At 72.0% G+C, this 24990-nt stretch carries 26 protein-coding genes, 1 pseudogene and 1 riboswitch; of the genes and pseudogenes, 7 read left to right on the top strand and 20 right to left on the bottom strand.

Going from position 1 to position 24990, the window contains the following annotated elements; genetic code table 11:
* The first annotated feature begins 18 nt into the window (after positions 1-18).
* Positions 19-1260, top strand: a complete 1242-nt coding sequence (locus BA175_RS27260) for a trans-sulfuration enzyme family protein (RefSeq protein WP_069174175.1) — start codon at positions 19-21, stop codon at positions 1258-1260.
* On the opposite strand, the gene BA175_RS27255 is transcribed toward BA175_RS27260, so the two are convergent.
* Positions 1169-2572: a GNAT family N-acetyltransferase gene (locus BA175_RS27255; protein ID WP_069174174.1), complete on the bottom strand. Its 1404-nt coding sequence runs from the start codon at positions 2570-2572 to the stop codon at positions 1169-1171. The genes BA175_RS27260 and BA175_RS27255 overlap by 92 nt on opposite strands.
* Positions 2573-2898: 326 nt before the next feature.
* On the opposite strand from BA175_RS27255, the gene BA175_RS27250 reads away from it, so the two are divergent.
* Entirely contained in the window at positions 2899-3786 is an 888-nt protein-coding gene (locus BA175_RS27250; RefSeq protein WP_069174173.1) for an RNA polymerase sigma-70 factor, read from the top strand.
* A 355-nt stretch (positions 3787-4141) separates the two neighbouring features.
* Positions 4142-4909, top strand: a complete 768-nt coding sequence (locus tag BA175_RS27245; protein ID WP_069174172.1) for a GntR family transcriptional regulator — start codon at positions 4142-4144, stop codon at positions 4907-4909.
* Positions 4910-5128: 219 nt separating this feature from the next.
* On the opposite strand, the gene BA175_RS27240 is transcribed toward BA175_RS27245, so the two are convergent.
* Positions 5129-6286 (bottom strand): ROK family transcriptional regulator, encoded by a 1158-nt coding sequence (locus BA175_RS27240; RefSeq protein ID WP_069174171.1) that lies wholly within the window; start codon positions 6284-6286, stop codon positions 5129-5131.
* A gap of 216 nt (positions 6287-6502) precedes the next feature.
* Between BA175_RS27240 and BA175_RS27235 the strand changes: the two genes are divergently transcribed.
* Positions 6503-6970: a hypothetical protein gene (locus tag BA175_RS27235; protein WP_069174170.1), complete on the top strand. Its 468-nt coding sequence runs from the start codon at positions 6503-6505 to the stop codon at positions 6968-6970.
* A gap of 109 nt (positions 6971-7079) precedes the next feature.
* Here the strand turns inward: BA175_RS27235 and BA175_RS27230 are convergent, their stop codons facing one another.
* The 17 genes from BA175_RS27230 to bioB form a co-directional block, all read right to left on the bottom strand.
* On the bottom strand, positions 7080-7472 hold the full coding sequence (locus tag BA175_RS27230; RefSeq protein ID WP_069174169.1) for a gas vesicle protein K: 393 nt from the start codon (positions 7470-7472) through the stop codon (positions 7080-7082).
* Complete coding sequence (locus tag BA175_RS27225) at positions 7462-7710, bottom strand: gas vesicle protein (protein ID WP_069174168.1); 249 nt, start codon at positions 7708-7710, stop codon at positions 7462-7464. The genes BA175_RS27230 and BA175_RS27225 overlap by 11 nt, the downstream gene beginning before the upstream one ends.
* Entirely contained in the window at positions 7707-8516 is an 810-nt protein-coding gene (locus BA175_RS27220) for a GvpL/GvpF family gas vesicle protein (protein ID WP_069174167.1), read from the bottom strand. The genes BA175_RS27225 and BA175_RS27220 overlap by 4 nt, the downstream gene beginning before the upstream one ends.
* Positions 8513-8929 carry a gas vesicle protein gene (locus BA175_RS27215; protein ID WP_069174296.1) on the bottom strand — a complete coding sequence of 139 codons (417 nt, stop codon included), beginning with the start codon at positions 8927-8929 and terminating at the stop codon, positions 8513-8515. The genes BA175_RS27220 and BA175_RS27215 overlap by 4 nt, the downstream gene beginning before the upstream one ends.
* Positions 8930-9038: 109 nt before the next feature.
* Positions 9039-9290: a gas vesicle protein GvpG gene (locus BA175_RS27210; protein ID WP_069174166.1), complete on the bottom strand. Its 252-nt coding sequence runs from the start codon at positions 9288-9290 to the stop codon at positions 9039-9041.
* Positions 9291-9298: 8 nt separating this feature from the next.
* Positions 9299-10012: a GvpL/GvpF family gas vesicle protein gene (locus tag BA175_RS27205; RefSeq protein ID WP_069174165.1), complete on the bottom strand. Its 714-nt coding sequence runs from the start codon at positions 10010-10012 to the stop codon at positions 9299-9301.
* Positions 10013-10015: 3 nt separating this feature from the next.
* Complete coding sequence (gene gvpJ / locus BA175_RS27200; protein WP_069174164.1) at positions 10016-10450, bottom strand: gas vesicle protein GvpJ; 435 nt, start codon at positions 10448-10450, stop codon at positions 10016-10018.
* 45 nt (positions 10451-10495) lie between these two features.
* Positions 10496-10876, bottom strand: a complete 381-nt coding sequence (locus BA175_RS27195; protein WP_069174163.1) for a gas vesicle protein — start codon at positions 10874-10876, stop codon at positions 10496-10498.
* Positions 10877-11030: 154 nt separating this feature from the next.
* Entirely contained in the window at positions 11031-11612 is a 582-nt protein-coding gene (mug, locus tag BA175_RS27190; protein ID WP_069174162.1) for a G/U mismatch-specific DNA glycosylase, read from the bottom strand.
* A gap of 23 nt (positions 11613-11635) precedes the next feature.
* Positions 11636-13078, bottom strand: a complete 1443-nt coding sequence (gene purB, locus BA175_RS27185) for an adenylosuccinate lyase (protein ID WP_069174161.1) — start codon at positions 13076-13078, stop codon at positions 11636-11638.
* 130 nt (positions 13079-13208) lie between these two features.
* Complete coding sequence (locus BA175_RS27180) at positions 13209-14045, bottom strand: SGNH/GDSL hydrolase family protein (protein ID WP_069174160.1); 837 nt, start codon at positions 14043-14045, stop codon at positions 13209-13211.
* 239 nt (positions 14046-14284) lie between these two features.
* Positions 14285-15304, bottom strand: coding sequence for a hemolysin family protein (locus tag BA175_RS27175; protein WP_069174159.1), 1020 nt, complete (start codon positions 15302-15304; stop codon positions 14285-14287).
* The gene (locus tag BA175_RS27170; RefSeq protein WP_069174158.1) at positions 15301-16638 is read right to left on the bottom strand and encodes a hemolysin family protein; all 1338 of its coding nucleotides are present in this window, start codon (positions 16636-16638) and stop codon (positions 15301-15303) included. Before BA175_RS27170 ends, BA175_RS27175 begins: the two co-directional genes overlap by 4 nt.
* A gap of 614 nt (positions 16639-17252) precedes the next feature.
* A complete protein-coding gene (locus tag BA175_RS27165; RefSeq protein WP_069174157.1) occupies positions 17253-17927 on the bottom strand; it encodes a class I SAM-dependent methyltransferase in 675 nt (224 codons plus the stop codon).
* Between the two features lie 60 nt (positions 17928-17987).
* A complete protein-coding gene (gene bioD, locus BA175_RS27160; RefSeq protein ID WP_069174156.1) occupies positions 17988-18695 on the bottom strand; it encodes a dethiobiotin synthase in 708 nt (235 codons plus the stop codon).
* Position 18696: 1 nt separating this feature from the next.
* Positions 18697-20001, bottom strand: a complete 1305-nt coding sequence (locus BA175_RS27155; protein WP_069174155.1) for an adenosylmethionine--8-amino-7-oxononanoate transaminase — start codon at positions 19999-20001, stop codon at positions 18697-18699.
* Positions 19994-21181, bottom strand: a complete 1188-nt coding sequence (gene bioB / locus BA175_RS27150; RefSeq protein WP_069174154.1) for a biotin synthase BioB — start codon at positions 21179-21181, stop codon at positions 19994-19996. Before bioB ends, BA175_RS27155 begins: the two co-directional genes overlap by 8 nt.
* A 144-nt stretch (positions 21182-21325) precedes the next feature.
* Here bioB and BA175_RS27145 point away from each other — a divergent pair, with 144 nt between their 5' ends.
* From BA175_RS27145 to BA175_RS31330, 3 genes and pseudogenes are all read left to right on the top strand, one after another.
* A complete protein-coding gene (locus BA175_RS27145; RefSeq protein ID WP_069174153.1) occupies positions 21326-22513 on the top strand; it encodes an 8-amino-7-oxononanoate synthase in 1188 nt (395 codons plus the stop codon).
* A gap of 504 nt (positions 22514-23017) precedes the next feature.
* Complete coding sequence (locus BA175_RS27140) at positions 23018-23455, top strand: ATP-binding protein (protein ID WP_069174152.1); 438 nt, start codon at positions 23018-23020, stop codon at positions 23453-23455.
* 377 nt (positions 23456-23832) lie between these two features.
* Positions 23833-24111, top strand: a pseudogene (locus BA175_RS31330) (LysE family translocator); the annotation flags it as partial.
* A 198-nt stretch (positions 24112-24309) separates the two neighbouring features.
* On the opposite strand, the gene BA175_RS27130 reads toward BA175_RS31330, so the two are convergent.
* Positions 24310-24780: a C40 family peptidase gene (locus BA175_RS27130; protein ID WP_069174151.1), complete on the bottom strand. Its 471-nt coding sequence runs from the start codon at positions 24778-24780 to the stop codon at positions 24310-24312.
* A gap of 3 nt (positions 24781-24783) precedes the next feature.
* Positions 24784-24960: riboswitch (cyclic di-AMP (ydaO/yuaA leader) on the bottom strand.
* Between the last annotated feature and the right edge of the window lie 30 nt (positions 24961-24990).

Raw genomic sequence — 24990 nt, 5'->3', positions numbered from 1 at the left:
TCTGTTCAGATTGGCGCCATGGACACCGAACCCTCCGCGCTGACATCCCCGGCCACCTTCCGGTCCAGGGCGCTCGCCACCGAAGCCGTGCACGCCGGACGCGACGATCTCGCCTCCCTCGGCCTGCACGCCGCGCCCATCGATCTGTCCACCACCTACCCCTCCTACGACTCCCGGGGCGAGGCCGAGCGCATCGACGCCTTCGCCGCCACCGGGGCGCAGCCCGACGGGCCGCCGGTCTACGCCCGTCTGGACAACCCGACGACGGCCCGGTTCGAGACCGCGCTGGCCCGGTTGGAGGGGGCCGAGAGCGCCGTGGCGTTCGCCAGCGGAATGGCGGCGCTGACCGCCGTGCTGCTGGCCCGCGCGAGCGTGGGCCTGCGCCACGTCGTCGCGGTGCGCCCGCTCTACGGCTGCAGCGACCACCTGCTGGGCGCGGGGCTGCTCGGTACCGAGGTCACCTGGACCGATCCGGCGGGTATCACCGACGCGATCCGCCCGGACACGGGTCTGGTCATGATCGAGACCCCCGCCAACCCGACGCTCGCCGAGATCGACATCCGGGCGGTGGCCCATTCCTGCGGTTCCGTGCCGCTGCTCGTCGACAACACCTTCGCCACTCCCGTACTGCAGCGGCCGGTCGAGCACGGAGCCCGGATCGTGCTGCACAGCGCCACCAAGTACCTGGGTGGCCACGGGGACGTGATGGGCGGCGTCGTCGCCTGCGACGAGGAGTTCGCGGCGACGCTGCGACAGGTCCGGTTCGCCACGGGTGGTGTGCTGCACCCGCTGGCCGGCTATCTGCTGCTGCGCGGTCTGTCCACGCTGCCGGTGCGTGTCCGCGCCGCCTCCGCGGGCGCCGCAGAACTCGCCCGCAGGCTCTCCGCCGACCCCCGCGTCGCCCGGGTGCACTACCCGGCGCTGGGCGGGGCCATGGTGTCGTTCGAGGTGTACGGCGATCCGCACCGGGTGATCGCGGGGGTACGGCTCATCACTCCGGCCGTGAGCCTCGGCAGCGTGGACACCCTGATCCAGCACCCGGCCTCCATCAGCCACCGCATCGTGGACGAGGGAGACCGGCAGTCCGCGGGCGTCGGCGACCGGCTGCTGCGCATGTCGGTCGGGCTCGAGGACGTGGAGGACCTCTGGGCCGACCTCTGTCAGGCGCTCAGTGACGGATCCGAGGCGGCTGCTCCGGCCACTCGTGCGGGGAGGACGGACGTGCCGGAGACGGAGCCGGCGCGGTCAGCCGGGCGGTGATCACGAGGGTGCCCTCCTCGATCTGGTAGTCGAGGGGCAGCGAGAGCGCGCGCATGGCCGCGACCATGCCCGTGTTGTGGGCCTGGGTGACGGCGTAGACGCTCTCGCAGCCGGCCTCGACGGCCAGCGCCACCAGCCGGGCGAGGAGTTCGGAACCGATCCCGCGGCGCTGCCAGGCGTCCTCGACGAGGAGGGCGACCTCCGTCTCGTCACCGTCCCAGAGCAGATGGCCGAGCCCCACCAGCCGGCCGGAAGCCGTCTGCACGGCCAGCGTGCGGCCGAAACGAGGGCTCAGCAGGTGGTCGAGGTAACGGTCGGCGTCTGCGACCGGGCCGTGGTAGCGCAGACCGAGGGTGTGCTCGGAGCAGCGGTCGTGCATCGCGCGGGCCGCGGCGAGGTCGCTCCGGTCCGCGCGGCGCACGGTGATCTCGTCGCCCTCGGGAAGGGTGAGGACGTCCTCGCTGCGCGGTACCCGCGGGCCCAGCCGGGCGTCCAGCTCCACCAGGGCACGCGCGCGGGCGAACTCGGTCGGCGTGAAGGGCAGGTACGGGCGCTCCACGGTGATCGCCCCGCCCGACGGGTCACGCAGCCGCATCACGGTCTCCTCCAGCACGCCCTCCACGGGCGCGCTCTCCCCCGTGGGGCGCCCGGTGGCCGACAGGGCGGGCAGCGAGTGGATGGTGCACCGGCCGAGGAGCTGCCGCAGCGCGAGCGGCAGTTCCGCCGCGTCCAGGGCCGTGCGGGTGGCCAGGCCCAGGACCCGGGTGGGCGTGTCGACCAGATCGTGCGCGTCCGCCCGCTCGATCCAGGTGGACGAGCCGCCTGCCGCGGAGACCTCCCGGACGAGATGCCGGGCCGGCAGCGCCGCCGGGGCGCGCAGCAGGAATTCGTCCACCGTGCCCCGGGCGAGAGGGTGGGTCTGCAAGGTGAGGATGTCGATCCGGTGGCGGGCGAGCGCGGTGCAGAGCGCGGCCAGGGTTCCGGGAGCGTCCTGCACCGTGGTCCGCATCCGCCACAGCACCGTCTCGCCCGTCTCCGCGGTGTCGTTGTCGGTGCCGGCGGAGGGCGACGCCGGGTGCCCGTCGGTGGCCGGGGGCGGGGCGTGACTGTGCCGCCGCGCCCACCACGTGTGGAACGCGGCCGTGGCGGCCAGGGCCACGGCCGAGACGATGAGCAGATACGGGCCCCCCGGCTGGTGCCCGATCAGGTTGGCGATCGCGTCGGCCACCGCCACCGCCGTGAAGAGAGCGGCGAGTTCGATCAGGTCCCGCCGCCAGTGGTGCGGGCGGCGGGCACTCTTCCCGGATGTCACATCAGTCATGCCACCACTGTGGCCGACCGGTGTTGCCTGACCACGAACGCACTGTGACCGATGGGTTACGCGTGAGTCCAGGGGGGGCGTCGGTGCCCTCCGTACGTACCCGGCAGGGGCGTTGGCGCCGGGGAACCGCAGGTGGGGCATGGTGCGGAGGACGGCCGGCTCAGCCGGGCAGGCGTACGGGACGCGCCTGCCGGACGACTCGCCGGGCGCGCGGGCCTGCCGACGCGGGAGCAGCCGGTCCCGGCTGCCCGGGTGAGGGCGCCGGGGATGGCCGATTTCCGCTGGACACCGCTCGGTGTGTCGGCTGGGATGGGGAAGTGACTGCCGACACCGTGACGGATCTCTTCGAGGAGCACCGGCCTCTCCTCACCGGGGTCGCCTATCGCATGCTCGGGCGCGTCGTCGACGCCGAGGACGTGGTGCAGGAGGCGTGGCTGCGGTGGTCCTCAGCGGACCGTGACGCCGTGCGTGAGCCCCGGGCGTTCCTGGTGCGGATCACGACCCGGCTGGCCATCGACCGGATCCGCCATCTGCAGTCCAGGCGAGAGACCTACGTAGGCCCCTGGCTGCCCGAACCCGTGATCACCGAGTTCGGGCCCGCCGCCTCCGACACGTCGGAACAGGCACTCCTCGCCGATTCCGTCTCACTCGCGGTGCTGGTCGTCCTCGAATCCCTCTCTCCCCTGGAGCGGGCGGTCTTCGTGCTGCGTGAGGCCTTCGGCTTCCCGTACGCGGAGATCGCCGCCACCCTCGACCGGTCCGAGGCGGCGGTACGGCAGCTCTCGGGACGGGCCAAGCGGCACGTGGAGGAGCGCAGACCGCGGTTCGACGTCGACCCTGCCGTGCGCCGCGACCTCACCGAACGGTTCCTGGCCGCTTCGTCCGGCGGGGACCTCGGCGCGCTTCTCGCCCTGCTGGCTCCCGATGTGCGGTTGGTCAGCGACAGCGGGGGCAAGGCGAAGGCGCCTCGCCGGATCATCGAGACCGCCGACAAGGTCGGCCGCTTCCTCCACGCCGTGGCCCAGGCCAGGCCCGCGGGTATGGAATTCTCGATCGTCGAGCTCAACGGCGGTCCCGCTCTGCTGACCCTCGTCGACGGGAAGCCGGACACCGTCCTCCAGGTGGAGGTGAGGGAGGGACGCATCCAGCACGCCTACGTCATGCGCAATCCGGACAAACTGGCTGGACTGCTCGGCCGGCGGTGACCGGGTGGCCTGAGGGCTGTCCCGCACGTCGCACGCTGATCCACCAGGAATTGCGGGACACCCCTTGGGCGCACGAGGAGGTGTTCGGAAGGAAGCCGGTCCGAACGCCCCGAAGCGTCATCCGCTGTGCAACTCGCCCCACGGACCCGCGCGGACGTGGGGCTTCTCGCTGTCCTGGACCGCGGCTGCGCGAACGTCGCGTGAACGCTCTACGCCATGGCGCCCTTCCGCTCCGTTACCGCGAGACGATTGGTCTTGACCAAGGGGGTGCGCGGTTCTAAGGTCGGAGCGTTAAGACAAGAACCTTTAATAAATAACGTCGCGGAAAAGCCGCTCGGCGATTGCGGAGGACAGGGTGGGGACCACGCAGCTGGAATCGGTGCAGGAGCCGAAGTACTGGCACCTCAAGACCGTGCTCAGTGAGGCGCTCGACTCGGACTTCGCGGTGGGAGAGGTTCTGCCCAACGAACGGGAGCTGGCGGCGCGTTTCGGTGTCGCCAGGGCAACGCTCCGCCAGGCACTGGAGCAGCTCGAGCTCGAAGGCAGGCTGCAGCGGCGCCGCGGGGTGGGCACCACGGTCGCCCCGCCGCGCGTCGGCGTGGCCGTCGCCGCGGCGCAGCACGACTGGGCGGACGGGGGGACGGACGAGGCGTGGCAGCCCGTCGCCTGCGTCACCGCGCCCGCCCCGGCCGCTGTCGCATCCGTGCTCGACATCGATGTCGACGAAGCCGTGTACGTGGTGCGCCGCATACGCGTCAGCCGCGGCCAGGCCGTAGCGGCCGAGCTGCTCTACGTCCCCGTGTCGTCCGTGCCCGACCTCTCGGCGATCGACGCCCCGTCCGGCCCGGCCCGGGCACGGGGTGTCCTGCGCGAGCTGCACCGCCTCGGCCTGGACGGCCAGGACCGCTCCGTCGAGCTCGGGTCGGCTCGCGCGGACGACGCGAAGGAGCTCGACCGCCTCCCGGGCGCACCGGTGCTGGTGGTCACGACACGCTACTTCGCCGCCTCCGGGACTGCGGCCGTCTCCGTGGCCACGTACCGCGCCGACACGTGCCGGCTGACCTTCGGGGACTCAGGAGCCGTGGAGATCAGCCACGAGCGTCAGGAGCGGCAGGCCTCCTGACGCTCCGGCGTACCGGCCGTCCGGCCGTTCCTCCGGGCCGCAACAGGGCACCCGCGGTGGCGCGTGCCCGTGTTCCCGTTTCCGCGGACGGGCTCCGCAGTGCGGCTTCCGCCGATCCCCCCTGCAGAAGGGCGTGCGCTGCCTCGGAGTCCGAGCGGCAGACGGATCCCGCCGGTGCGGCCCTCCCGATCACCTGGGGGAGCGGAAGCCCCTCGTGGGTCAACGGCGGGCCGCCGCGCTCCCGTCCACCGCGAAGAGCTGCTCCTCGACGTGGTCCAGAGCGAGCCGCAGAGCGCCGGTGGCGACGGCCGCCTCGCCCAGGAGGGAGAGGGCCACCCGGGGTGGGCGGAGGCAGTAACGGGCCAGTTCGTCACGGAGCGGGCCCAGTACGCCGTCGAGTCCGGCTGCCCAGCCGCCGATCACCACGAGTTCGGGATCGAGGGCCAGGACCAGGGCCGCCACGTCGTGGACGAGCCGCTGGATGAAGCGCTCGACAGCGGCCCGCGCTCCGGTGTCCCCTTGCCGGGCCTGGGCGAACACGGCGGCGACGGCCCGCTCGTCCAGCGGGTCCAGCGGGGTGTCCGTCGTCGACAGCAGGTGTTCCGGAGTGACATCGCGCCCCAGAAGGTGCAGGGCCCCGATCTCGCCCGCCGCGCCGCCGAACCCCCGGTGCAGCCTTCCGCCGATCAGCGAACCCGCGCCCGGGCTCAGACCGGCCAGCACGAAGACGATGTCGTCGGACTCGGTCGCCGCTCCCTTCCAGTGTTCGGCCACCGCAGCGGCGTTGGCGTCGTTCTCCACCAGCACGGGGCAGCGGAAGGAGCGGCGCAGCCGTTCACCGAGCGCAAGGCCGGTCCAGTCCGGCAGCGCCGTCCCCAGCCGCACGGTGCCATCGGCTTCGACGATGCCGGGACTGCCCACACCGACCGCGCGCAGACTGCTCCGAGCGACCCCCGTGCGCCGCAGGACCTCTGCAATCACGATGCGGACCTGTTCGAGCCTGTCGTCCGCGCAGGCCGTCTCGGAGACCTCGCGGGAACCTGCGCCGACGATGCGTCCGTCGAGGCCCGAGAGCAGTGCGGACACCCGGTGCGAGCCGATCTCGATGCCCAGCAGGTAACCGGCCTCGGCTCGGAACCTGAACCGCCTGGCAGGACGGCCTTGCCGCCGTGCCGCGCTCTCGTCGGGCCCTTCCTCGACGACCAGCCCCGCCGCGAAGAGCCCCTCGACGACGCCTTCGACCGTGGGGCGGGACAGTCCCGTGATGCGGGTCAGGTCCGTGAGTGTCGGTGATTCGGACCCGCGCAGGGCGTGCAGTACCACCGCGGAGTTGATCCGCCGCAGCAGAGACGGGTCTCCACCAGTCAGCCGGCCCACGGTGTGTCCTCCCAGGTCGTGCGCGTGTCTGCCGGATCGTACTCGGTGGTCCGGGCTGCGACGACCGGTCCCCGGAGTCGGTACCGAGAGGTGACCTGGGCCGCACCGCCCCCGGCGGGGTCGGCTCCGGCAGCCCGTGACGACTGCCCCGCCGCCCGTGAGCCCGGAGCGGGGCCCGGGACGCCATGTGTCGGTGCGGGCAGGTTTACTGACGGCATGACCACCGCACACCATCTCCGTCTCGTCGACGGAATGCGCGCCCGGGAATTCCCCGCGGAGCGCGTCGTATCGGGTTCGGGAGTCAGCGGGCCGGGCTTCCACACCGCCTACTTGTACGCGGAGGAAGAGCAAGGGGGCGAAGAGTACGAGGGTTTCGGACACGGAGAGGGCGATGCGGCGGAGGAGGTAGGGCGCCGGTCGCAGGGCCTGGCGGCACACGACGCCCTCCTCACCCTGCTCACTCTGCGATGGGGTCCACCCCAGGCCGTCAGCCTGTGGAGCGCGCAGGAACGGATGGCGGCGGGCGAGGTGATGGCCGAGCCCTGGGCCGGCCCCGTGGCGAGTGGTGAGTATCTCCAACTGTGGCGTGTCCAGGACCGGTGGGTGGCTCTGGTCCTCCACGAGCAGGTCGAGGGGCCGGGCTGTGAGCTGAGCGTCCTGGTGACGGAGATAGATCCCCCGTGAGCCTCACCCTCCGGCCGAGCGCCGGGGAGCTGCGGGAAAGCACGGGCGAGGTCAATCCCGCCACGGACCGCCTTCGCCACAACCCGCTTGCGACCACCGTCCCACAAGGTCAGTCCGCGGGAGGCAGCAGAGTTCCGAGCGGACCGAGATCCAGATTCAGGTCCCGCATGGAGAGGTCGTAGCGAGCGCAGAGCTCGGTCATCCGGTCGTGCAGGATCATCAGCGCCGCTCCCAGACGCTCCTCCTGTTCTTCCGTGAGGTCCCCGGCGTCGACCCTCTGCAGCGCCTGGCGTTCCATGAGCTGTCGCAGCAGTTCCACCAGGGTGAGGACGAGCTTGATCAGATCCCGTTCCACCGTGTCGGGGTCGGTGGCGATCCGATGGGCCGGGGGCCGGGGCGCACTGTTCCCCCGGGGTGGGGCCGGCAGCAGCCGGAAGGCGCGGGCGGCGGCTTCGGCGACTTCGTCCAGGCGGTTGCCCGGCGGGTGTTCCTCATCTGTCATGGCCGTCTCCTACGGACGCCGGGGGCGCTTGCCACGGGGAGGGATTCCGTTCGCTGATGGAGACGATCAGCGCGCGGAGGGATATGCGCACGAGATCGACATCGGCGATCGACAGCACGATGTCACCGGTCAGCACGACCCCACCGCTGAGCAGCCGGTCCAGCAGGTCGATCAACGCCACCTGGCGTTCCGGAAGCGGTTCCTCCGCCACGCTCGGTGCCCTGTCCGGCGGTGTCACGGCCCTGACCTCCCCGGCGGTTCCGGAGCTGCGGGTGCGGCGAAGGAGTAGGGGGCCCACGGCCCGGTGACCTCGACACGCACGCCGGGAAGTCCGTTCGCCGACCGCGCGACGTCGGCCCGGAAGTCCTCGGCGTGCCGCAGCGGCACGAGGTAGGCGTCGTTGACGAGGTTCTCCCCCCGCTCGGAGGCCGGCCCGCCCTGCTGCGCCCGGTGCCGGACGCGGTCGACCGCGTAGGCGCTCGCCGCGGACTCGACGCGCCCGGCCGCCTCGTCGGCGTGCCGGTAGGAGGCCTCGCGAGCGTGTCGCTGTGCCCGGCGATGACTGAGATACGCCCGCCCCGGGCTCAGACCCGCACCCGGGTCCGGGGCGGGCGTGGCCTCGGCCGCGGGCTCCTCGACGTAGATCTTGACCCCCCACTCGACCTGCGCGGCCAGGTCTTCGAGCCGGGAGACGAATGCGCCGCAACGGGTCACGAGCATGGCGCGCACCCGCTCCTCGTCGCGGTACATCGTCACCAGACGCAGGGGCAGGACGGTGGTGCGGGCGGCGAGCGCGTCCACCACACGGTGATGGGCGCGGGCCGTGGCCTCCAGCCAGTCGAGGTCCTCCAGACGCACACGGAGTGCCGCCTCGTCGAAGTCCTGCTCGGGAACCTGACTCACGGCGGCCACCAGGCCCTCGCAGGCCTCCGCCCGCACCAGACCGACCGGGGCCCCCACCACTCCCACGAGTCCGGACACGACTTCCCGCAGCGATCCGTCGTCACGCGCGACGGCGTACGCGTAGGTGAGGGAGCCGGTCATGACTCGTCCCGCTTCCTGCCGCGCGGGGCGCTCCGGCGGGCAGGTGACGTCCTCCTGGGAGCCGGTACCTCACTCTCCTCGTCCCCGGCCGTGAGCGCCTCGCCGCCCTCCCGCAACGCCTCGACCTCGGCGCGCAGCCGCTTGTTCTCGTCGGTGAGTGAGCGGTAACCGTCGTCGGCGCGGGAGGACAGCGAGGGGTCGTGCTCCCACCAGTCGATGCCCATCTCCTTCGCCTTGTCCACCGACGCGACCAGCAGACGCAGCTTGATGGTCAGAAGTTCGATGTCCAGAAGATTGATCTGGATGTCGCCCGCGATGACGATGCCCTTGTCCAGGACCCGTTCCAATATGTCCGCGAGATTGGCCGAGGAACCCTGTCCGTACGGGGTGCCCCGGGACGGAAGGTCTCCCATCCTCCTGGCGGGGGGTTCGGTCACGGCCACTGCACCTCGATTCCCTGGTCTCCCGCTTCACCGGCGGGAGGACTTCACCGCGTTCCCGCCGGTGCGGCGGGAACCGCGATCACCTGTCGGCGCCCTGGGCGTGGGCCCGTATCTCGTCCAGCCGGTCCAGCAGTTCGTCCTCCCGCCGGTCGAAGGTCTCCTCGTCGATCTCCCCGGCCAGCAGCCGCCGTTCGAGCTCGGCGAGTTCCTGCTGGATGGGGCCGGGGTCGTAGTACTCGTTCTCCGCCGCCTCGACGACGTGCTCGACGACCCAAGCCGCTCCGCGTACGGGCGCCAACGGAAGGGTGGCGAGCTGGGTCAGCAGTCCCATGGGGTCTCCTAGACGAAGCTGTACGGGGCGAGCGGCCCGTACAGCCGAAGGTCGAAATCGGGTCCCAGCCGCTCGGCCAGACCGTGTTCGGCGGAGAGGAAGGCCTCCTGCTTCTCCCGGTCCACGAGGAAGGAGATGTTCAGGAAGTCGTCTCCCGACGGCTGCGACCGCTGCTGTTCCTGTGCGAACTCCGTGAGGGGTTCCGCGACCGCGTCGGCCATCCGCTCCTGCCGCACCCGCACTTCCCGGGAGACGAGCTCTCCGAGCGCGAGCGGTGCTTCCGGGCCGCCCCGGCCGCTCCTGATCTCCTCGTTGAGCTGTCTCGCCTCCTCGGAATCCCGGAGGATCTGACGCAGGAGAGCACTCTCCTCGTGAGCGGCCTTCAGGTTGTACTCGACGCATCCGTCGAGCGCCCGCAGCCGTTCGAGGAACTCCTCGGTGCGCTCGTCCAGCACCGCGCGTACAGCGTCGTCGTCCGTGGTGGTGAAGCCGAACTGCAACGGAAGGATCGTGCCGTCCGCCATCAGGCTCTCCTGCACGGCCTGGTGGGCGCCGAGATCCCGGCGTTTGGGCCGTAGCCCCTCGGGGGCGTCGCTCACGACAGCGGACAGTTCCGCCGCGTGCACCGCGCGCAGTGCGGTGGGCGGGTCCCCGACTCCGGCCAGGCCGTCCAGTTCCAGGGGATGCGTTCTGGCGACGATGCTGTAGACGTAGACGGCCATGGCTCACTCCTTCCGGCGCCGCGCGGCAGGCCGGCGCTTCGGCCGCTCCCGCCTCTCCTCGACTTCCTCGTCGCCCTCCCGGCCTCCGGTGACCGCATCGGTCAGCGCCTCGGCCGCCCCGCTGATCGCACCCTTGGCCTTGCCCTGGGAGCCGCCCTCGGTCACTTCCCCCACCAGGTCGGTCAGCTGGGAGGGTGCCTTGCGGCCCTCCTCCAGGTCGAGGCGGTTGCACGCCTCCGCGAAACGCAGGTAGGTGTCCACGCTCGCCACGACGACACGGGCGTCGATCTTGAGGATCTCGATGCCCACCAAGGACACACGGACGAAGACGTCGATCACCAAGCCGCGGTCAAGAATCAGATCGAGGACGTCGTAGAGGCTTCCGGACCCTCCTCCGCCGGTCGCGACCGCTCCTCCGCCTTGCGGCACCACAGTCATGGTGCCTCCCTTCAGTGACCGATCCCGGCCCCGGTGTGCCCGGGCTCAGCGTCGGTCGGTCTGTCCCCGGGTGTACCGGCGGGTGCGCTCGTACGACACGATCTCGCCCACCTCGTCCAGCGTCACCCGGTAGCTCGCCATCACGCTCGTGGTGCTGGGGACGCGTTCCAGCTCCACGACCTCCAGATCCGCCTGCCAGCCGTCGTCGGTCGGCCTGACCGCCGACACGCCCTCGGGCGCCCGGCCCAGGAGTTCTCTCAGCTGCTCGACCGCGTGCCGCATGGCTTGCGCCGCCGAGACACCGCGCGCCGAGTGCTTCGTGTCCGCGCTGCCGCTTCCGCTGCGCCCGCCGCTCGTCTTCTTCGCGGTCGTCCTCCCGGCCGGACGCCGGGGCCGGTCCGTCGCGTCTTCTTCGCCTGCGGCCATGTTCCCTCCTCCGCCGTCGGAGGCGACTCACCGCCCGCGCCACACTCGCGCAGGCCAATTACATGATAAAACGCCCGAAAAGTGCTGTCCCGTGCTTTTCCGGGCGCGTGGCCGAGTCGCACAGCTCTGCACGCCCACCTCGGGGGCCCGTGGGTCAGGACTCGGAACGTCCGGTTTCGGGGAGCTGCCTGCGGCTGGGTCCGGGCATGGCGGATGCCCGCAGCCGGGCGTACTCCTCCGCCATCGTCCTCACGGTCCAGTGGGCGTTGAGGCCGCTGGGGTTGGGCAGGACCCAGACGCGTGCCCCGCCGACGAGCCGCTCCTGCGGGCCCGTACGTGCCGTGCGCTCGCCGAAGGCCTTGCGATACGCGGTGACGCCGACGACGGCCAGCCACCGCGGGGACAACTCCTCCACTCTGCCCGCGAGCAGCTTCCCGCCCTCGCGGAACTCCTCGGTGCTCAGCTCGTCCGCCCGGGCGGTGGCCCGGGCCACCACGTTGGTGATGCCCAGCCCGTAGTGCGGCAGTTCGTCCTGTTCCGAGGGGGTCAGCTGTCTCGGGGTGAAGCCCGACCGGTGCAGCACCGGCCAGAACCGATTGCCCGGGTGGGCGAAGTGATGGCCGGTGGCGGCCGACGTGAGGCTCGGGTTGATCCCGCAGAACAGCACGAGAAGACCGCCCGCGACCACGTCGGGTACGACGCGGTCGCGGGCGGCGAGACGTTCCTCGGGAGTCATCCGGCGTCAGGCGCGGACGGCCGTCAGAGGATGGAGCCGGGAGCGTAGCCCGCGGCCTCCGGGTGCTGCGCGGCGATCTCCTCGATCCGGGAGACCAGCGCGCTGACCTGATCCCCCGCCGCGCCGGTGAAGGAGAGCTTGTCGGCCATCAGGGCGTCGAGCTGCCCGCGGTCCAGCGGAATGCGGTCGTCGGCGGCCAGCTTGGCCAGCAGTTCGTTGCGCTCGGCCCCCTGCTCGCGCATGGCCAGGGCCGAAGCCACCGCGTTCTCCTTGATGGCCTCGTGGGCGACCTCGCGGCCGACCCCGGCCCGTACCGCGCCCATCAGCACCTTGGTGGTGGCCAGGAACGGCAGGTAGCGGTCCAGTTCCCGTGCCACGACGGCGGGGAACGCGCCGAACTCGTCCAGCACGGTGAGGAACGTCTCCAGCAGACCGTCGAACGCGAAGAAGGCGTCCGGCAGGGCCACCCGGCGCACCACGGAACAGGAGACATCGCCCTCGTTCCACTGGTCGCCCGCGAGCTCACCCGTCATCGACGCGTACCCCCGCAGGATCACCATGAGCCCGTTGACGCGCTCACAGGAGCGGGTGTTCATCTTGTGCGGCATGGCGGACGAACCGACCTGACCCGGCTTGAAGCCCTCGGTCACCAGCTCGTGCCCGGCCATCAGCCGAATGGTCTTGGCCAGCGAGGAGGGGGCCGCGGCCAGCTGTACCAGCGCGGTCACCACGTCGTAGTCGAGTGACCGCGGGTAGACCTGGCCGACCGAGGTGAAGGCATGCGCGAAGCCGAGGTGGCCCGCGATCCGCTGCTCCAGGTCGGCGAGCTTGCCGGCGTCACCCCCCAGCAGGTCCAGCATGTCCTGGGCCGTGCCCACGGGCCCCTTGATGCCGCGCAGCGGGTACCGGCCCAGCAGGTCCTCCAGCCGCCCGTACGCCACCAGGAGTTCGTCGGCGGCGGTCGCGAAGCGCTTGCCCAGCGTCGTCGCCTGAGCGGCGACGTTGTGGGAGCGCCCCGCGATGACCAGCTCCTGGTGTTCTGCCGCCAGCTTGCCGAGCCGGACCAGAACCGCGACCGTGCGGTCGCGCATCAGCTCGAGCGAGAGCCGGATCTGCAGCTGTTCGACGTTCTCGGTGAGGTCCCGGGACGTCATTCCCTTGTGGATCTGCTCATGGCCGGCGAGGGCGTTGAACTCTTCGATCCGCGCCTTCACGTCGTGGCGGGTGATCTTCTCGCGCTCGGCGATCGAGGCGAGGTCGACCTGGTCGAGCACTCGCTCGTAGTCGGCCGGCGCCGCGTCGGGGACCTCGACCCCGAGGTCCTTCTGAGCGCGCAGCACCGCCAGCCACAGCTGACGTTCCAGCTTCACCTTCTGCTCGGGGGACCAGAGGACGGCCAGCTCCGTGGAGGCATAGCGGCCGGCCAGGACATTGGGGATGCGAGGCTTCGCAGACACAGCAGTCACGTGTCCGGATTCTACTGGCGGTTTCTGCAGGCCGGAGCCGCGGGCCGGTGTGTGCGTTCCTACGAAGGCGTGCCCACCGCAGGGGCCGCTGCCGCGTCCCGCGCGCCGGCAACGGAACCGGAGGAGCCGGTCAGCCGTCCAGCCGTCGCCAGCCCGTGACCTGGCCGGGCGCCGCGCCGTCCCCGGGCGTGACCCAGAAGGCCTGCCCGACTCCCGCGTCGAAATGGGCGCCGGCCCGGCCGTCCCCGGACGACCGCCCGGTGAGCCGGCGGCCGATCCACGGCATCAGATGCTGCCGGGCGAACCGCACGTCGTCGACCCGCCGACTGACCCAGCGGACCGGCGGAGAGACCGGCATCGGCGTCTTCCAGTCGCTCTCCGCCGGGAGTCCCAGCGTCTGCCAGACCGCTTCGGCGACCCTGCGGTGTCCCTCGGCCGTGAGGTGCAGCCGGTCGACGTCCCACATCCGGGGATCACCGAGCGACGGAGCACCGTACAGATCGGTGACCAGTGCGCCGTGGCGTGCCGCGAGCTCGTCGACCAGGGAGAACAGCTCTTCCATGCGCGGGCGGAAGCGTTCCATCACCGGACCGTTGCGTCCGGGACTGCGCATGAGCACCAGCACCCTGCACGCCGGTGCGAGGCGCTCCACGGCCTCCTCCAGGCGGCCACGGACCATTCCCATGTCGCACTTCGGCCGCAGGGTGTCGTTGAGCCCTCCGACAAGGGTGATCACATCAGGCCGCAGGGCCGCGGCGACCTGCACCTGCTCCTCGACGATCTGCCCGATGAGCTTGCCGCGTACGGCGAGGTTGGCGTACCTGAACCCCGGAGTGCGGGCCGCGAGCCGGGCGGCGAGGACGTCGGCCCAGCCGCGGTACGAGCCGTCGGGCAGCAGGTCCGACATGCCCTCGGTGAAGGAGTCGCCGAGGGCGACGAGACTGGTGTAAGGGGCATTCGGTTCCATGGCGATGCGATCGTACCGCGCGACGCCGGGCGGGCAGCCGGGCCTCGTGAGCCGGAGCCGGCAGCCGCAGGCGCGCGGTCGGCTCCCGGGGAACGGCCCGGGTGGAGGCCGGGCGCGAGGGCGCGGGAGAGAGGCGACGACCCGGCCGTGCATCCGGCCGCGGCCCCGTAGTCCACGCAGCAGGGAGGGGTGCGGCCGCAGGCAGCCGCACCCCTCCCTCACGTCACCGGTCGCCGGCGTCAGCGGGCCTGGGCCCTGCCCACCAGCTCACGCAGTACGTCCTCCATCGTGACCATTCCGGCCAGCCGGCCGTCCTCGTCCAGCACCGCCGCCAGATGCGTACGGCTCCGGCGGAGTGCGGTGAGGACGTCGTCGAGCGGGGTCGCGGCCCGTACCCGGGCGATCGGCCGCAGCGCCGACACGGGGAACGGAAGATCCCGTGGCGCGGCGTCCAGAGCGTCCTTCACGTGCAGATACCCGATGATCCGCTGTTCGCTGTCCATGACGGGGAAGCGCGAGAACCCCGACTCGGAGGAGAGCCGCTCCAGTTCCTCCGGAGTCGTCCCGACCCTCGTGTACAGCACCCGGTCGACGGGCAGCAGCACGTCCTGGACCGGGCGACGGCCCAGTTCGAGCGCGTGGCGCAGCCGCTCCGCCGAGCGGTCGTCGACCAGTCCGGCGTCCCCCGCGTCCTGGACGAGCCGCGCCAGCTCGTCGTCCGAGAAGGTCGCGGACACCTCGTCCTTGGTCTCGACCCTCAGGAGGGTGAGCAGGGCGTTGGCGAAGGCGTTGATCGTGAAGATCACCGGTCGCAGCGCCCGCGCGAGGGTCACCAGCGGCGGCCCGAGGAGCAGCGCCGTACGGGCGGGCTCGGCCAGCGCGACGTTCTTCGGCACCATCTCGCCCAGCAGCATGTGCAGGTACGTCGCCACGGACAGGGCGATGACGAACGAGATCGGGTGCACCAGCCCGTGCGGCACGCCCACCGCGTCGAAGACCGGTTCCAGCAGATGGGCGATGGCGGGTTCGGCGACGATACCCAGGACCAGTGTGCAGAGCGTGATGCCCAGCTGCGCTGCGGCGAGGAGGGCCGAGACGTGCTCGAGCCCCCAGATCACGCTCCGCGCCCGCCGGTCACCGGCCTCGGCCGCCGGTTCGATCTGGCTGCGCCGTACGGAGATCAGGGCGAATTCGGCGCCGACGAAGAAGGCGTTGACGACCAGGGTCAGCAGGCCGATGAAGAGCTGGATCGCGGTCATCGTTCGTCCTCCGCCGGCTCGTCGGTACCGGGGAGCGGCGCATGCAGCAGCGCCCGGGCGGCACGGTGGCCCGTGGCGTCCACCACGTCGATCCGCCAGCCGGTCAGCTCGACGGTGTCGCCGACCACCGGGATGCGGCCGACGCGCGTGGCCAGCAGACCCGCCAGCGTTTCGTAGGGCCCGTCCGGTACACGCAGTCCGATGGTCCGGAGCTGATCGGTGCGGGCCGCGCCGTCGGCGGACCAGAGGGTGCGCCCGTCGGCGTCCTCGCCGGCGGGCGCCAGGTCGGGCGTCTCGTGCGGATCGTGTTCGTCGCGCACCTCGCCGACGACCTCCTCCACGATGTCCTCCAGGGTCACGACACCTGCCGTGCCGCCGTACTCGTCGATGACGACGGCCATGGCCGTCTTGCCGGACAGCCGGTCCAGCAACCGGTCCACGGTGAGGGTCTCCGGTACGAGCAGCGGCTCGCGCAGCATGTCGGCGATCCGCTTGCGGGGCCGCTGCTCGGCGGGAACGGCCAGGACGTCCTTGATATGGGCCACACCGACGACCGAGTCCAGGTTGCCCCGGTACACGGGGAAGCGTGAGAGCCCGGTGGCCCGCGTGGCGTTCGCCACGTCCTCGGCGGTGGCCTGGACGTCGAGGGCGGTGACCTGGACCCGCGGCGTCATGACGTTCTCCGCCGTCAGCTCGGAGAGGTTGAGGGTGCGCACGAACAGCTCGGCCGTGTCGGCCTCCAGCGCGCCCTCCTTCGCCGAGTGGCGTGCCAGGGCCACCAGCTCCTGCGGGCTGCGCGCCGAGGCAAGCTCCTCGGCCGGTTCGAGACCGAAACGGCGCACGATCCGGTTGGCGGTGTTGTTGAGGTGGCTGATGAACGGCCGGAAGACCGCCGTGAAGACGCGCTGCGGGGTGGCGACCGCCTTGGCCACGGCCAGCGGCGACGAAATGGCCCAGTTCTTCGGGACCAGCTCGCCGACCACCATCAGGACCACGGTGGACAGGGCGGTGCCGATCACGAGGGCCAGCGACGAGGAAGCCCCGGGCGACAGCCCGGTCGCTTCCACCGGCCCACGGATCAGTTTGGCGATGGACGGTTCGGAGAGCATGCCGACCACCAGGTTGGTGACGGTGATGCCGAGCTGCGCGCCGGAGAGCTGGAAGGTGAGGCCGCGTACGGCCTTGAGCGCACCCGCCGCACCCCGCTCTCCCCTCTCGACGGCGCGTTCGAGATCGCCGCGCTCCACCGTGGTCAGAGAGAATTCCGCCGCCACGAAGGCACCGCAGGCGAGGGAGAGCAGCACCGCCACGACGAGCAGGAGCACTTCGGTCATCGGTTCACCTCCGTCCCATGATCAGGCAGGGTGCGGAGGTTTGCTCGACGTCGGTGGTATCGACTACTGGGAGGCTCGCCCATGGGCGGACGCTCACACCTTTCAACGGAACGGACGGTTGGCGACCCATGGTAAAGGATCGGCAAAGCGAGTGACGTGCCGGGCGGTTCCACCGCGGCACCCGTAGCCATGGTCTCAGCAACGGGCGGACCGCACCGTGCCGCCGCTGCGTGAGCGGGCGCTGGCCGTGGGGCGCAGGGGCGAAAGAGGCGCCGGATACGCGGCGCGGTTCCGAGGGCAGGGCCCCCGCGCCCTGCTCACCGTCGACGGCGGTTCGGCCGCACCTTCCTGTGAAAAGGCCCACCCGTGGAAGGCACGGTCGCGAGAAGGCACGGCCGACCGGAGGGCCCTCGCCGACGCACTGCGCCGGTGGACCCGGTGACTGACCCCGTCACGGCTCCGGTGCCTCGGCCGGGGAGCCGGAAGCGCGCACGGCACGTACCACCGCGCACCGGCGTGAAGCCACGCGCCGCCGCGTGAGACCGCGCGCCGCCGCACGCCACGCCACCGAACCGCCGGCCACGGTGCCCTCGACTACCCGCGTCGGAACAGTCTCAGTCCGCGAAGGGCCGGTGGGCGACCCCGAGCACGCACGGCGTGGTCGGCAACTGCACACCCTTGTCAGGAATCCGCAGTCGGCGGTAGGTCACCGGTTCGAAGCCGGCCGCCTCGATCGCCCCGACCGTGTCCCGTGCCGTGTGGCAGCCCCCGAAGAGCAAGGGCCAGACGGTGCGGTCGGCCACTCGCTGAGCCGCGGCCAGCGCCCGACCGGGAGCGAGCGTGTGCTCGAAGAAGCGCAGCTCGCCGCCCGGTCTCAGCACGCGCCTGATCTGGGTGAGTGCCCGCGGCAGATCCCGCACGGTGCACAGGACCAGCGAGGCGACGGCCGCGTCGAAGGCCTCACTCTTGACCGGCAGCGCCTCGGCCGTCCCCGGGACCACGTCGACGGGCACCGGGGCCCGCAGCCCCGCGCCGACCGCGAGCCGCCGCAGACCGCGCTCGGGCTCGATCGCGACGACCTCGGAGACGGCCCCCGGGTAGTGAGCGAAGTTGAGGCCGTTGCCCGCGCCGATCTCGATGACCCGGCCCGAGAGGCCGGACAGGAGCTCCTCGCGACAGGCGGCGACCCCGCCCCTGAGGTCGGCGGTCACGCTCATCCGGGCGTAGAACCGCGAGAAGATCGGGTGGTGCACCGTGTCCGGCGGGATCTTCGTGCTGCGCAGACGCATGACGAACCTCCTTCGCCGGGCAAGGTGCGGCTACCTCGATTGTCCCCCGTCCGGAGCCGCTCAGCCGCTCGCCGGGCCTGCCGGTTCCCGCCGGTTCCCGCCGAGTTCCGGTGCCAGCCAACTCGTCGCCCGCGTACGGAACTCGGTGGGGGGCAGCGAACCGGCCCCGGCCGGGACCACGCCCAGCAGCGGGGCGCCCGCCGCCACCGGGAGGTCGTCGATGTTGCACCGGGCGGCCAGGTCCGGTGCGGCGGGCATGCTGCCCACCACCACGCCGGTGCATACGAGGCCGCGCGTGCGGAGGGCCTCCGTCGTCAGTGCCGTGGCGTTGAGCGTCCCCAGACCGGCGGGGGCGACGACGAGCACGGGGGAGGACATCAGCCGGGCCGCGTCGGCGAGTGTGGAGCCCTCGCCGTCGAAGCGCACGAGCAGCCCGCCCGCACCCTCGACCAGGACCAGCTCGTGGTCCGTCGCCAGCTTCTGCGCCGCTTCGGCGACCTCGTACGGGCGTACGGGCGCGAGCCCGGCCCGGCGGGCGGCCGTCCCGGGAGCCAACGGCTCGGGGAAGCGCGCCAGTTCGACGGCCGTCACGTGGCCGCCGGCCAGCCTGGCCACCTCCGCCGCGTCGCCCGGCACCCCGGGCGCCAGGCCGGTCTGGGCGGGCTTGAGCACGGCCACCCGCCGGTCCCGGAACGCCGCGGCCACCGCCGCCGTCACGATCGTCTTGCCGATCTCCGTGCCCGTGCCGGACACCACCAGAATCGTCATCTCACCCTTCCCTCGCCGCCGCGCACACGGCCCGGCAGATCCGCGCCACGTCGTCGTCGCCCGTCACGTACGGCGGCATCGTGTACACGAGGTCGCGGAACGGCCGCAGCCACACCCCTTCGCGTACCGCGGCACGCGTCGCCGCCTCCATGTCCACCTCATGACCGAGCTGTACGACGCCGATGGCGCCCAGCACCCGTACGTCCCGCACCCCCGGCACCGCGGCGGCCTCGGCGAGCCCCTCCCGGAGCCCGGTACCGATCCGCTTCACCTCCTGCTCCCAGTCCTGGCCGAGCAGCAGGTCCACGGACGCGCCGGCCACCGCGGTGGCCAGCGGATTGCCCATGAACGTGGGTCCGTGCGCCAGCACCGGCACCTCCCCGCCGGAGATGCCCTCCGCCACGCGTGACGTGCACAGGGTCGCGGCCAGTGTCAGGTACCCGCCGGTCAGCGCCTTGCCCACACACATGACGTCCGGGGAGACCCCCGCGTGACCGGCCGCGAACAACTGCCCCGTACGGCCGAATCCCGTCGCGATCTCGTCGAACACGAGCAGCACGTCGTTCGCGTCGCACGCCTCCCGCAGCACCCGCAGATAGGCGGGGGAATGGAACCGCATCCCGCCGGCACCCTGCACCACCGGTTCCACGATGACCGCGGCCAGTTCGTCGGCGTGGTCCGCGACGAGTTCCCTCAGGTGGCGCACGTACGCCTCGTCGGGCTCCGCGTCGAAGCCGTCCGGCGGCGCGTCCGCGAAGACCTGGCGGGGAAGAGCACCCGCCCACAACTCGTGCATCCCGCCCTCGGGATCACACACCGACATGGGCTGCCAGGTGTCCCCGTGGTAGCCGCCCCGCCAGGTCAGCAGCCGGTGTTTGCCCGGACGCCCGGCCGAGCGCCAGTACTGCAGGCACATCTTCACCGCGACCTCGACCGACACCGACCCCGAGTCGGCGAGGAAGACGTGCTGGAGCGGCTCGGGAGTGATCTCCACCAGCCGGACCGCCAGCCGGACGGCGGGCTCGTGCGTGAGCCCGCCGAACATCACATGGCTCATCCGGTCCAGCTGGCTCCGCGCCGCCTCGTTGAGCACCGGGTGGTTGTAACCGTGCACAGCCGACCACCAGGACGACATCCCGTCCACCAACTCGCGCTGTCCGTGCGCGGGTTCGGCCAGGCGCAGCCGTACTCCGGAGGCGGACTCCACGACCAGCGGCTCCTGCCTGCCGGGCATCGGGCCGTAGGGGTGCCAGACGTGTGCCCGGTCCAGCGCACGCAGATCCGCCGGCGCGAGGGGGTCAGGCATTGGGCGCGAGGTCCGTCCCGGCACCGCGCCGGCGTACCGACACGAGGTCCGTGCGCACCCCCGACGGGGTCCCGGTCGCGTCCGGTGTCCGGGCGTCGTCCTCGGTGGCGGAGACCGGGGAGTCCCCGCACGGGGCGCACCCGCCCTCGTGGGAACCGCAGCCCCCGCCGGCCTGTGCGCGGTGTCCGGGCAGCGTCGTCGTGTCCGCCCCCTCGACCTCGAACCCGGCGTCGGCGATCATGTCGAGGTCGGTCTTCCCCGACTGGCCCTCGCTGGTCAGGTAGTCGCCCAGGAAGATCGAGTTGACCAGGCTCAGGGCGAGCGGCTGCATCGAGCGCAGGTGGACCTCGCGCCCGCCCGCGAGCCGCACCTCGACGTCCGGGCAGACGAACCTGACCATGGCCAGGATGCGCAGGCACCGCTGCGGTGTGAGGTGCCACTCCTCGGCGAGCGGGGTCCCCTCCATCGGAATCAGGAAGTTCACCGGAACCGAGTCGGGGTCCAGTTCGCGCAGGGAGAAAACGACGTCCACCAGGTCGGCGTCGGTCTCGCCCATCCCTGCGATCAGACCGGAGCAGGCGGACAGCCCGGCGGCCTGGGCCTGCTGCACCGTGTCCACCCGGTCGGCGTACGTGTGCGTGGTCGTGATCTCTCCGTACGTCCCCTCCGAGGTGTTGAGGTTGTGGTTGTACGCGTCGGCGCCCGCCGACTTCAGGCGGTCGGCCTGCCCCTGGGAGAGCAGTCCGAGGCAGGCGCACACCTCGACGTCCTCGTGCTGCTCCTTGATGGCCTCGATGGTGCGGGAGACCCGGTCGACGTCCCGGTCGGTCGGCCCGCGCCCGCTCGCCACCAGGCACACCCGTTTGGCCCCGCCGGCCACACCCGCCTTGGCGGCCTTCGTCGCCTCCTCCGGCTTCAGCCAGGTGTACTTGAGGATGTCCGCCTTGGAGCCCAGCCGCTGCGAGCAGTACGAACAGTCCTCCGGGCAGAGCCCGGACTTGAGGTTCACCAGGTAGTTCAGCTTCACGCGCCGGCCGAACCACTGGCGGCGCACCTTTCCGGCCGCGGCCACCACATCGAGCAGGTCGTCGTCAGAGGTCGCCAGCACGGCGAGCGCTTCGTCACGGGTCGGCAGTTCGCGCCGCAGTCCCTTGTCCACCAGCGTGTTCAGGAGGTCCATGGCCCTGATCCTGACGCACGGCACCGGCATCGGCCAAGGAGGAACCGGACAGGAGAGGTGGTGGAGGGTGTGTGTATTGCCACACCCTGACCCGCTGCGCACCCCGCTAGGGTCTGTGAGCTGCCTACAAAAGGGACCGACTCCATGTCCTACGCCCCGTTCGCCTGGATCGACGACGAGGCGCGCCGTCGCGCGGACGCCGGCCTTGTCCGGACCCTCCGTCCCCGGCCCGCCGTCGCCGCTGTGCTGGATCTCGCGAGCAACGACTACCTCGGACTCTCCCGCCATCCCGCGGTCACCGAGGGGGCCGCGGAGGCGGCCCGTACGTGGGGCGGGGGTGCCACCGGCTCCCGGCTCGTCACGGGCACCACCGCCCTGCACGCCGAACTCGAAGGCGCACTGGCGGAGTTCTGCGGCTTCGAGGCCGCTCTCGTGCTGTCCTCCGGCTACGCGGCCAATCTCGCCGCCCTGACGGCGCTCGGCGGGCACGGCTCATTGATCGTGTCCGACGCGCGGAACCACGCCTCCATCGTCGACGGCTGCCGGCTCTCCCGTGCCGACACCGAGGTCGTGCCCCACGCGGACCCGGAGGCGGTGGGCAAGGCGCTTCGGGCGCACCGCGAGCGGGCGCTGGCCGTCACCGACTCGGTGTTCTCGGTGGACGGCAACGCCGCCCCGCTGGGCAGGCTCGCCGAGGTGTGCCGGGAAGAGGGCGCGGCCCTCGTCGTGGACGACGCGCACGGCCTGGGAGTACTGGGCGACGGCGGCCGGGGAGCGCCGGCAGCCGCCGGTCTCGCCGGGGGCGACGGCATCGTCGCCACGCTCACCCTCTCCAAGTCCCTGGGCAGTCAGGGCGGAGCCGTCCTGGGACCGGCCCGGGTCATCGACCACCTGGTCAACACCGCCCGTACGTTCATCTTCGACACCGGTCTCGCCCCTGCGGCGGTCGGCGCGGCGCTGGGCGGCCTGGAGCTCCTTCGCCGCGAGCCGGAGCGGGCGGGCAGGGCGCGCGCCGTCGCCGCCGAACTGTACGGACGGCTGACCGCGGCCGGGCTGACCGCCGTCCGCCCCGACGCCGCCGTCGTGTCCGTCCGCGCACCGTCCGCCCACGCGGCGGTGCGCTGGGCGGCCGACTGCCGGGCGGCCGGAGTCGCGGTCGGGTGTTTCCGCCCGCCGTCGGTCCCGGACGGGGTCTCCCGCCTGCGGCTGACGGCACGGGCGGACCTGACGCCCCAACAGATCGAGACGGCCGTGGCGACGGTGGTGCGCACCGCCCCCTCTCCGTTCGGGAGTGGGCACGGAGTGGGAGAGGACAGCACGTCAGGCAAGTGAGCGCCGACGCGGCTGCCGCCGGTCACGGGGCCCGACGGGGCCCGCGTGCCCGAGAGTTGAGCAACGCACGCCGAGGACACGGCCGTTCCTCACGTCCCGGGAGCCACCGGTCCCGCTCCGCGGTCATCCACCGACCGTGTGAGGAGCGGTCCTACCGGCGGGACTGCTCGAAGGCCGAAAGGGCCGGTGTCGCGACCGTGGCCGGCCGTTGGGGGCCGCTCCGCGATTCCCCGTGGATCGGCGTGCGGCGTCGGACGTGGTGCGTCGCACGGCGCAGGGACGTCCGCACACGGGACGTACAGGGACAGCCCTCAGCTGCCGTCGCGCACTCCGCGCGAACTGCGGGACAGCCGCCAGGACAAGCAGAGTTCACCGGATCGGGCGACAGATACATGCATATCCTGGTGGATCCTCGTAACGAGCGGCACCATCGGTGGCAGTCTGGCGCGAAGCGCAATCCAGGCCGATCGTGCGTCGGTCCGGGCGGAAAGGGGCGGCGTCGCCATGGCAGACCAGCAAGAAGCATCCGTCACTCTGCCGAGCGATCCGGGTTCGGTCTCCGCAGCCCGGCGGTATGTCGCCCGCGTCCTTGCCGAATGGGGTCTGCCGGACGACACGGAGACCGCCGACGCCATCCGGCTGGTCGTCTCCGAACTCGCCACGAACGCCGTCCAGCACACGCTCGGACAGTCACCCTTCTTCACGGTGGACCTCCGCCTCGACCGGGACGTCGAGCTGTACCTGGGAGTGACGGACAGCCATCCCGGCAGGCCCCGTCGACTGCCCGCGGCCGTCCAGCAGGACAACGGCCGGGGCTTGGTCATCGTCCGCTCCCTGGCCAAGGAGTACGGCGGCCGGATCGGCGTCAGCCCGACCCGGGACGGTGGCAAGACCGTCCATATCACCCTTCCCTGGGTCGCCTCCGCGCCGACCGTGGCCTGACCGCAGGTCACGGGCCGGCGACCGGGGACCGGAATTCCGGCGTCCGTGCGGACGGGCGGGCGGTCGTGCGGACGGGTCCCGGCGAGCGGCGGCGCATCCGGAACCGCTGCGCAGCAGAGTCCTCGGCGTGGCCGCCGCGGCGGCGTTCCGCTCCCTCCGGTGCGCCACGGAGACCGTCCGGCGGACCTCCGCGCGGTCCGGCCGCCGTACGGCCGAGGGCGCCGGAGACGTCGCCGCGACCGTCTCCGGCACCACCGCCACGCCGGGCCCCGCGCTGACCGGCGCGCACACCAGGGCGTACCCCGGGGCCCGCACACCACGGCCGGTGCGGCTCCCGCCTCGGCCGGTGCCCGCTCCCCCCGCCGTCGAGGATGCAGAGGCGCGCTGCCGACCAGGGGACGACCCGCCCCAGGGCGCCTGCGCTCTTCCTCGGCCTGCTGCCGCAGTTCGTCCCCGACGGGCAGCCGCCCCTTGCCAGGACTCTGCTGCCGGCCGCCGTGGTCGTCCTGCCGCCCGTGTGGTTCCCGGCCGCGGCCCCGCTGGTCGACCGCCTCGGCCGGTGGCGGCGCCGGCCGCGCACCACCCGCGCGGTCGAGGGCGGCAGGGGCGCGGCGCTCACCGTGCCGGGGCTCGTCCTGGTCACCGCGTCCCGGCTGCTCCGACCCGGCCACGGTGCGGCCGGGCCCGCGACGGTCCGCGAGTGCCTTGCGCGGGTGTGCATGCGTACACGGGTGCGGGTGAACGCATGCGGCGGCGCGTGTCGGCCCACGTATCGGCCCATGGGGGAACAGGAGGATGCCTAGGCGTACAGGTGTACGGGTGTACGGGTGTACGGGCGTACGGGCGTACGGGCGTCAGCGGACCCTTCCGTACCAGACACTCTTCGACCAGATCTTCTCCAGCCTGACCACTGCCCCGGTCTTCGGCGAGTGCCAGATCCTGCCTCCGCCGGCGTAGATGCCCACGTGGTACACGCTGCGGCCCGTATGGAAGAAGACCAGGTCGCCGCGTTGCCGCTGCGACCTGGTGATGTGGCGTGTGGTGTTGTACTGCTGCTGGGCCGTCCGGGGGAGTTTCTTGCCCGCCTTCTTGAAGGCGTAGAGCGTGAGGCCCGAACAGTCGAAGCGGTGAGGGCCCGTGGCGCCCCACCGGTAGGGCGCCCCCTTCTTGGAGGCGGCCACCTTCAGCGCTTTCGTCGAGTTGGTCGCGGCCTCGGCCTCGTCGACGATGCCGGGCGCCAGCATGGTGGTGCCGACCGCGAGTGTGAGGACCGAGGCCGTGCCGACCCGGGCGAACAGAGACGGGACATGAACCTGCGCAGTCATGCGCAACCCTTCGTCAGCCGCCTGTGAAGGATGACCTGTCGGGTTCGGGCTGGCGAAGTTGCCCGGCCGCTCTCGGCGGCTTCACCCCGAGGGCTGTCCGGACGGGTGTCCGGGCGGCCCGTTGTGCTCGGGTCCTCCACTCCTGCCGATCCACTCCTGTCGACCAGGCATCCGGACGGCGGCAGGACTCGGCGTCCGCCCGGACCGCCC

This window comes from Streptomyces griseus (assembly GCF_001715295.1).
Taxonomy (GTDB): Bacteria; Actinomycetota; Actinomycetes; order Streptomycetales; family Streptomycetaceae; genus Streptomyces; species Streptomyces griseus_G.
Note: the sequence above shows the minus strand (reverse complement) of the source record. Positions and strands in the feature narration are given on the sequence as shown.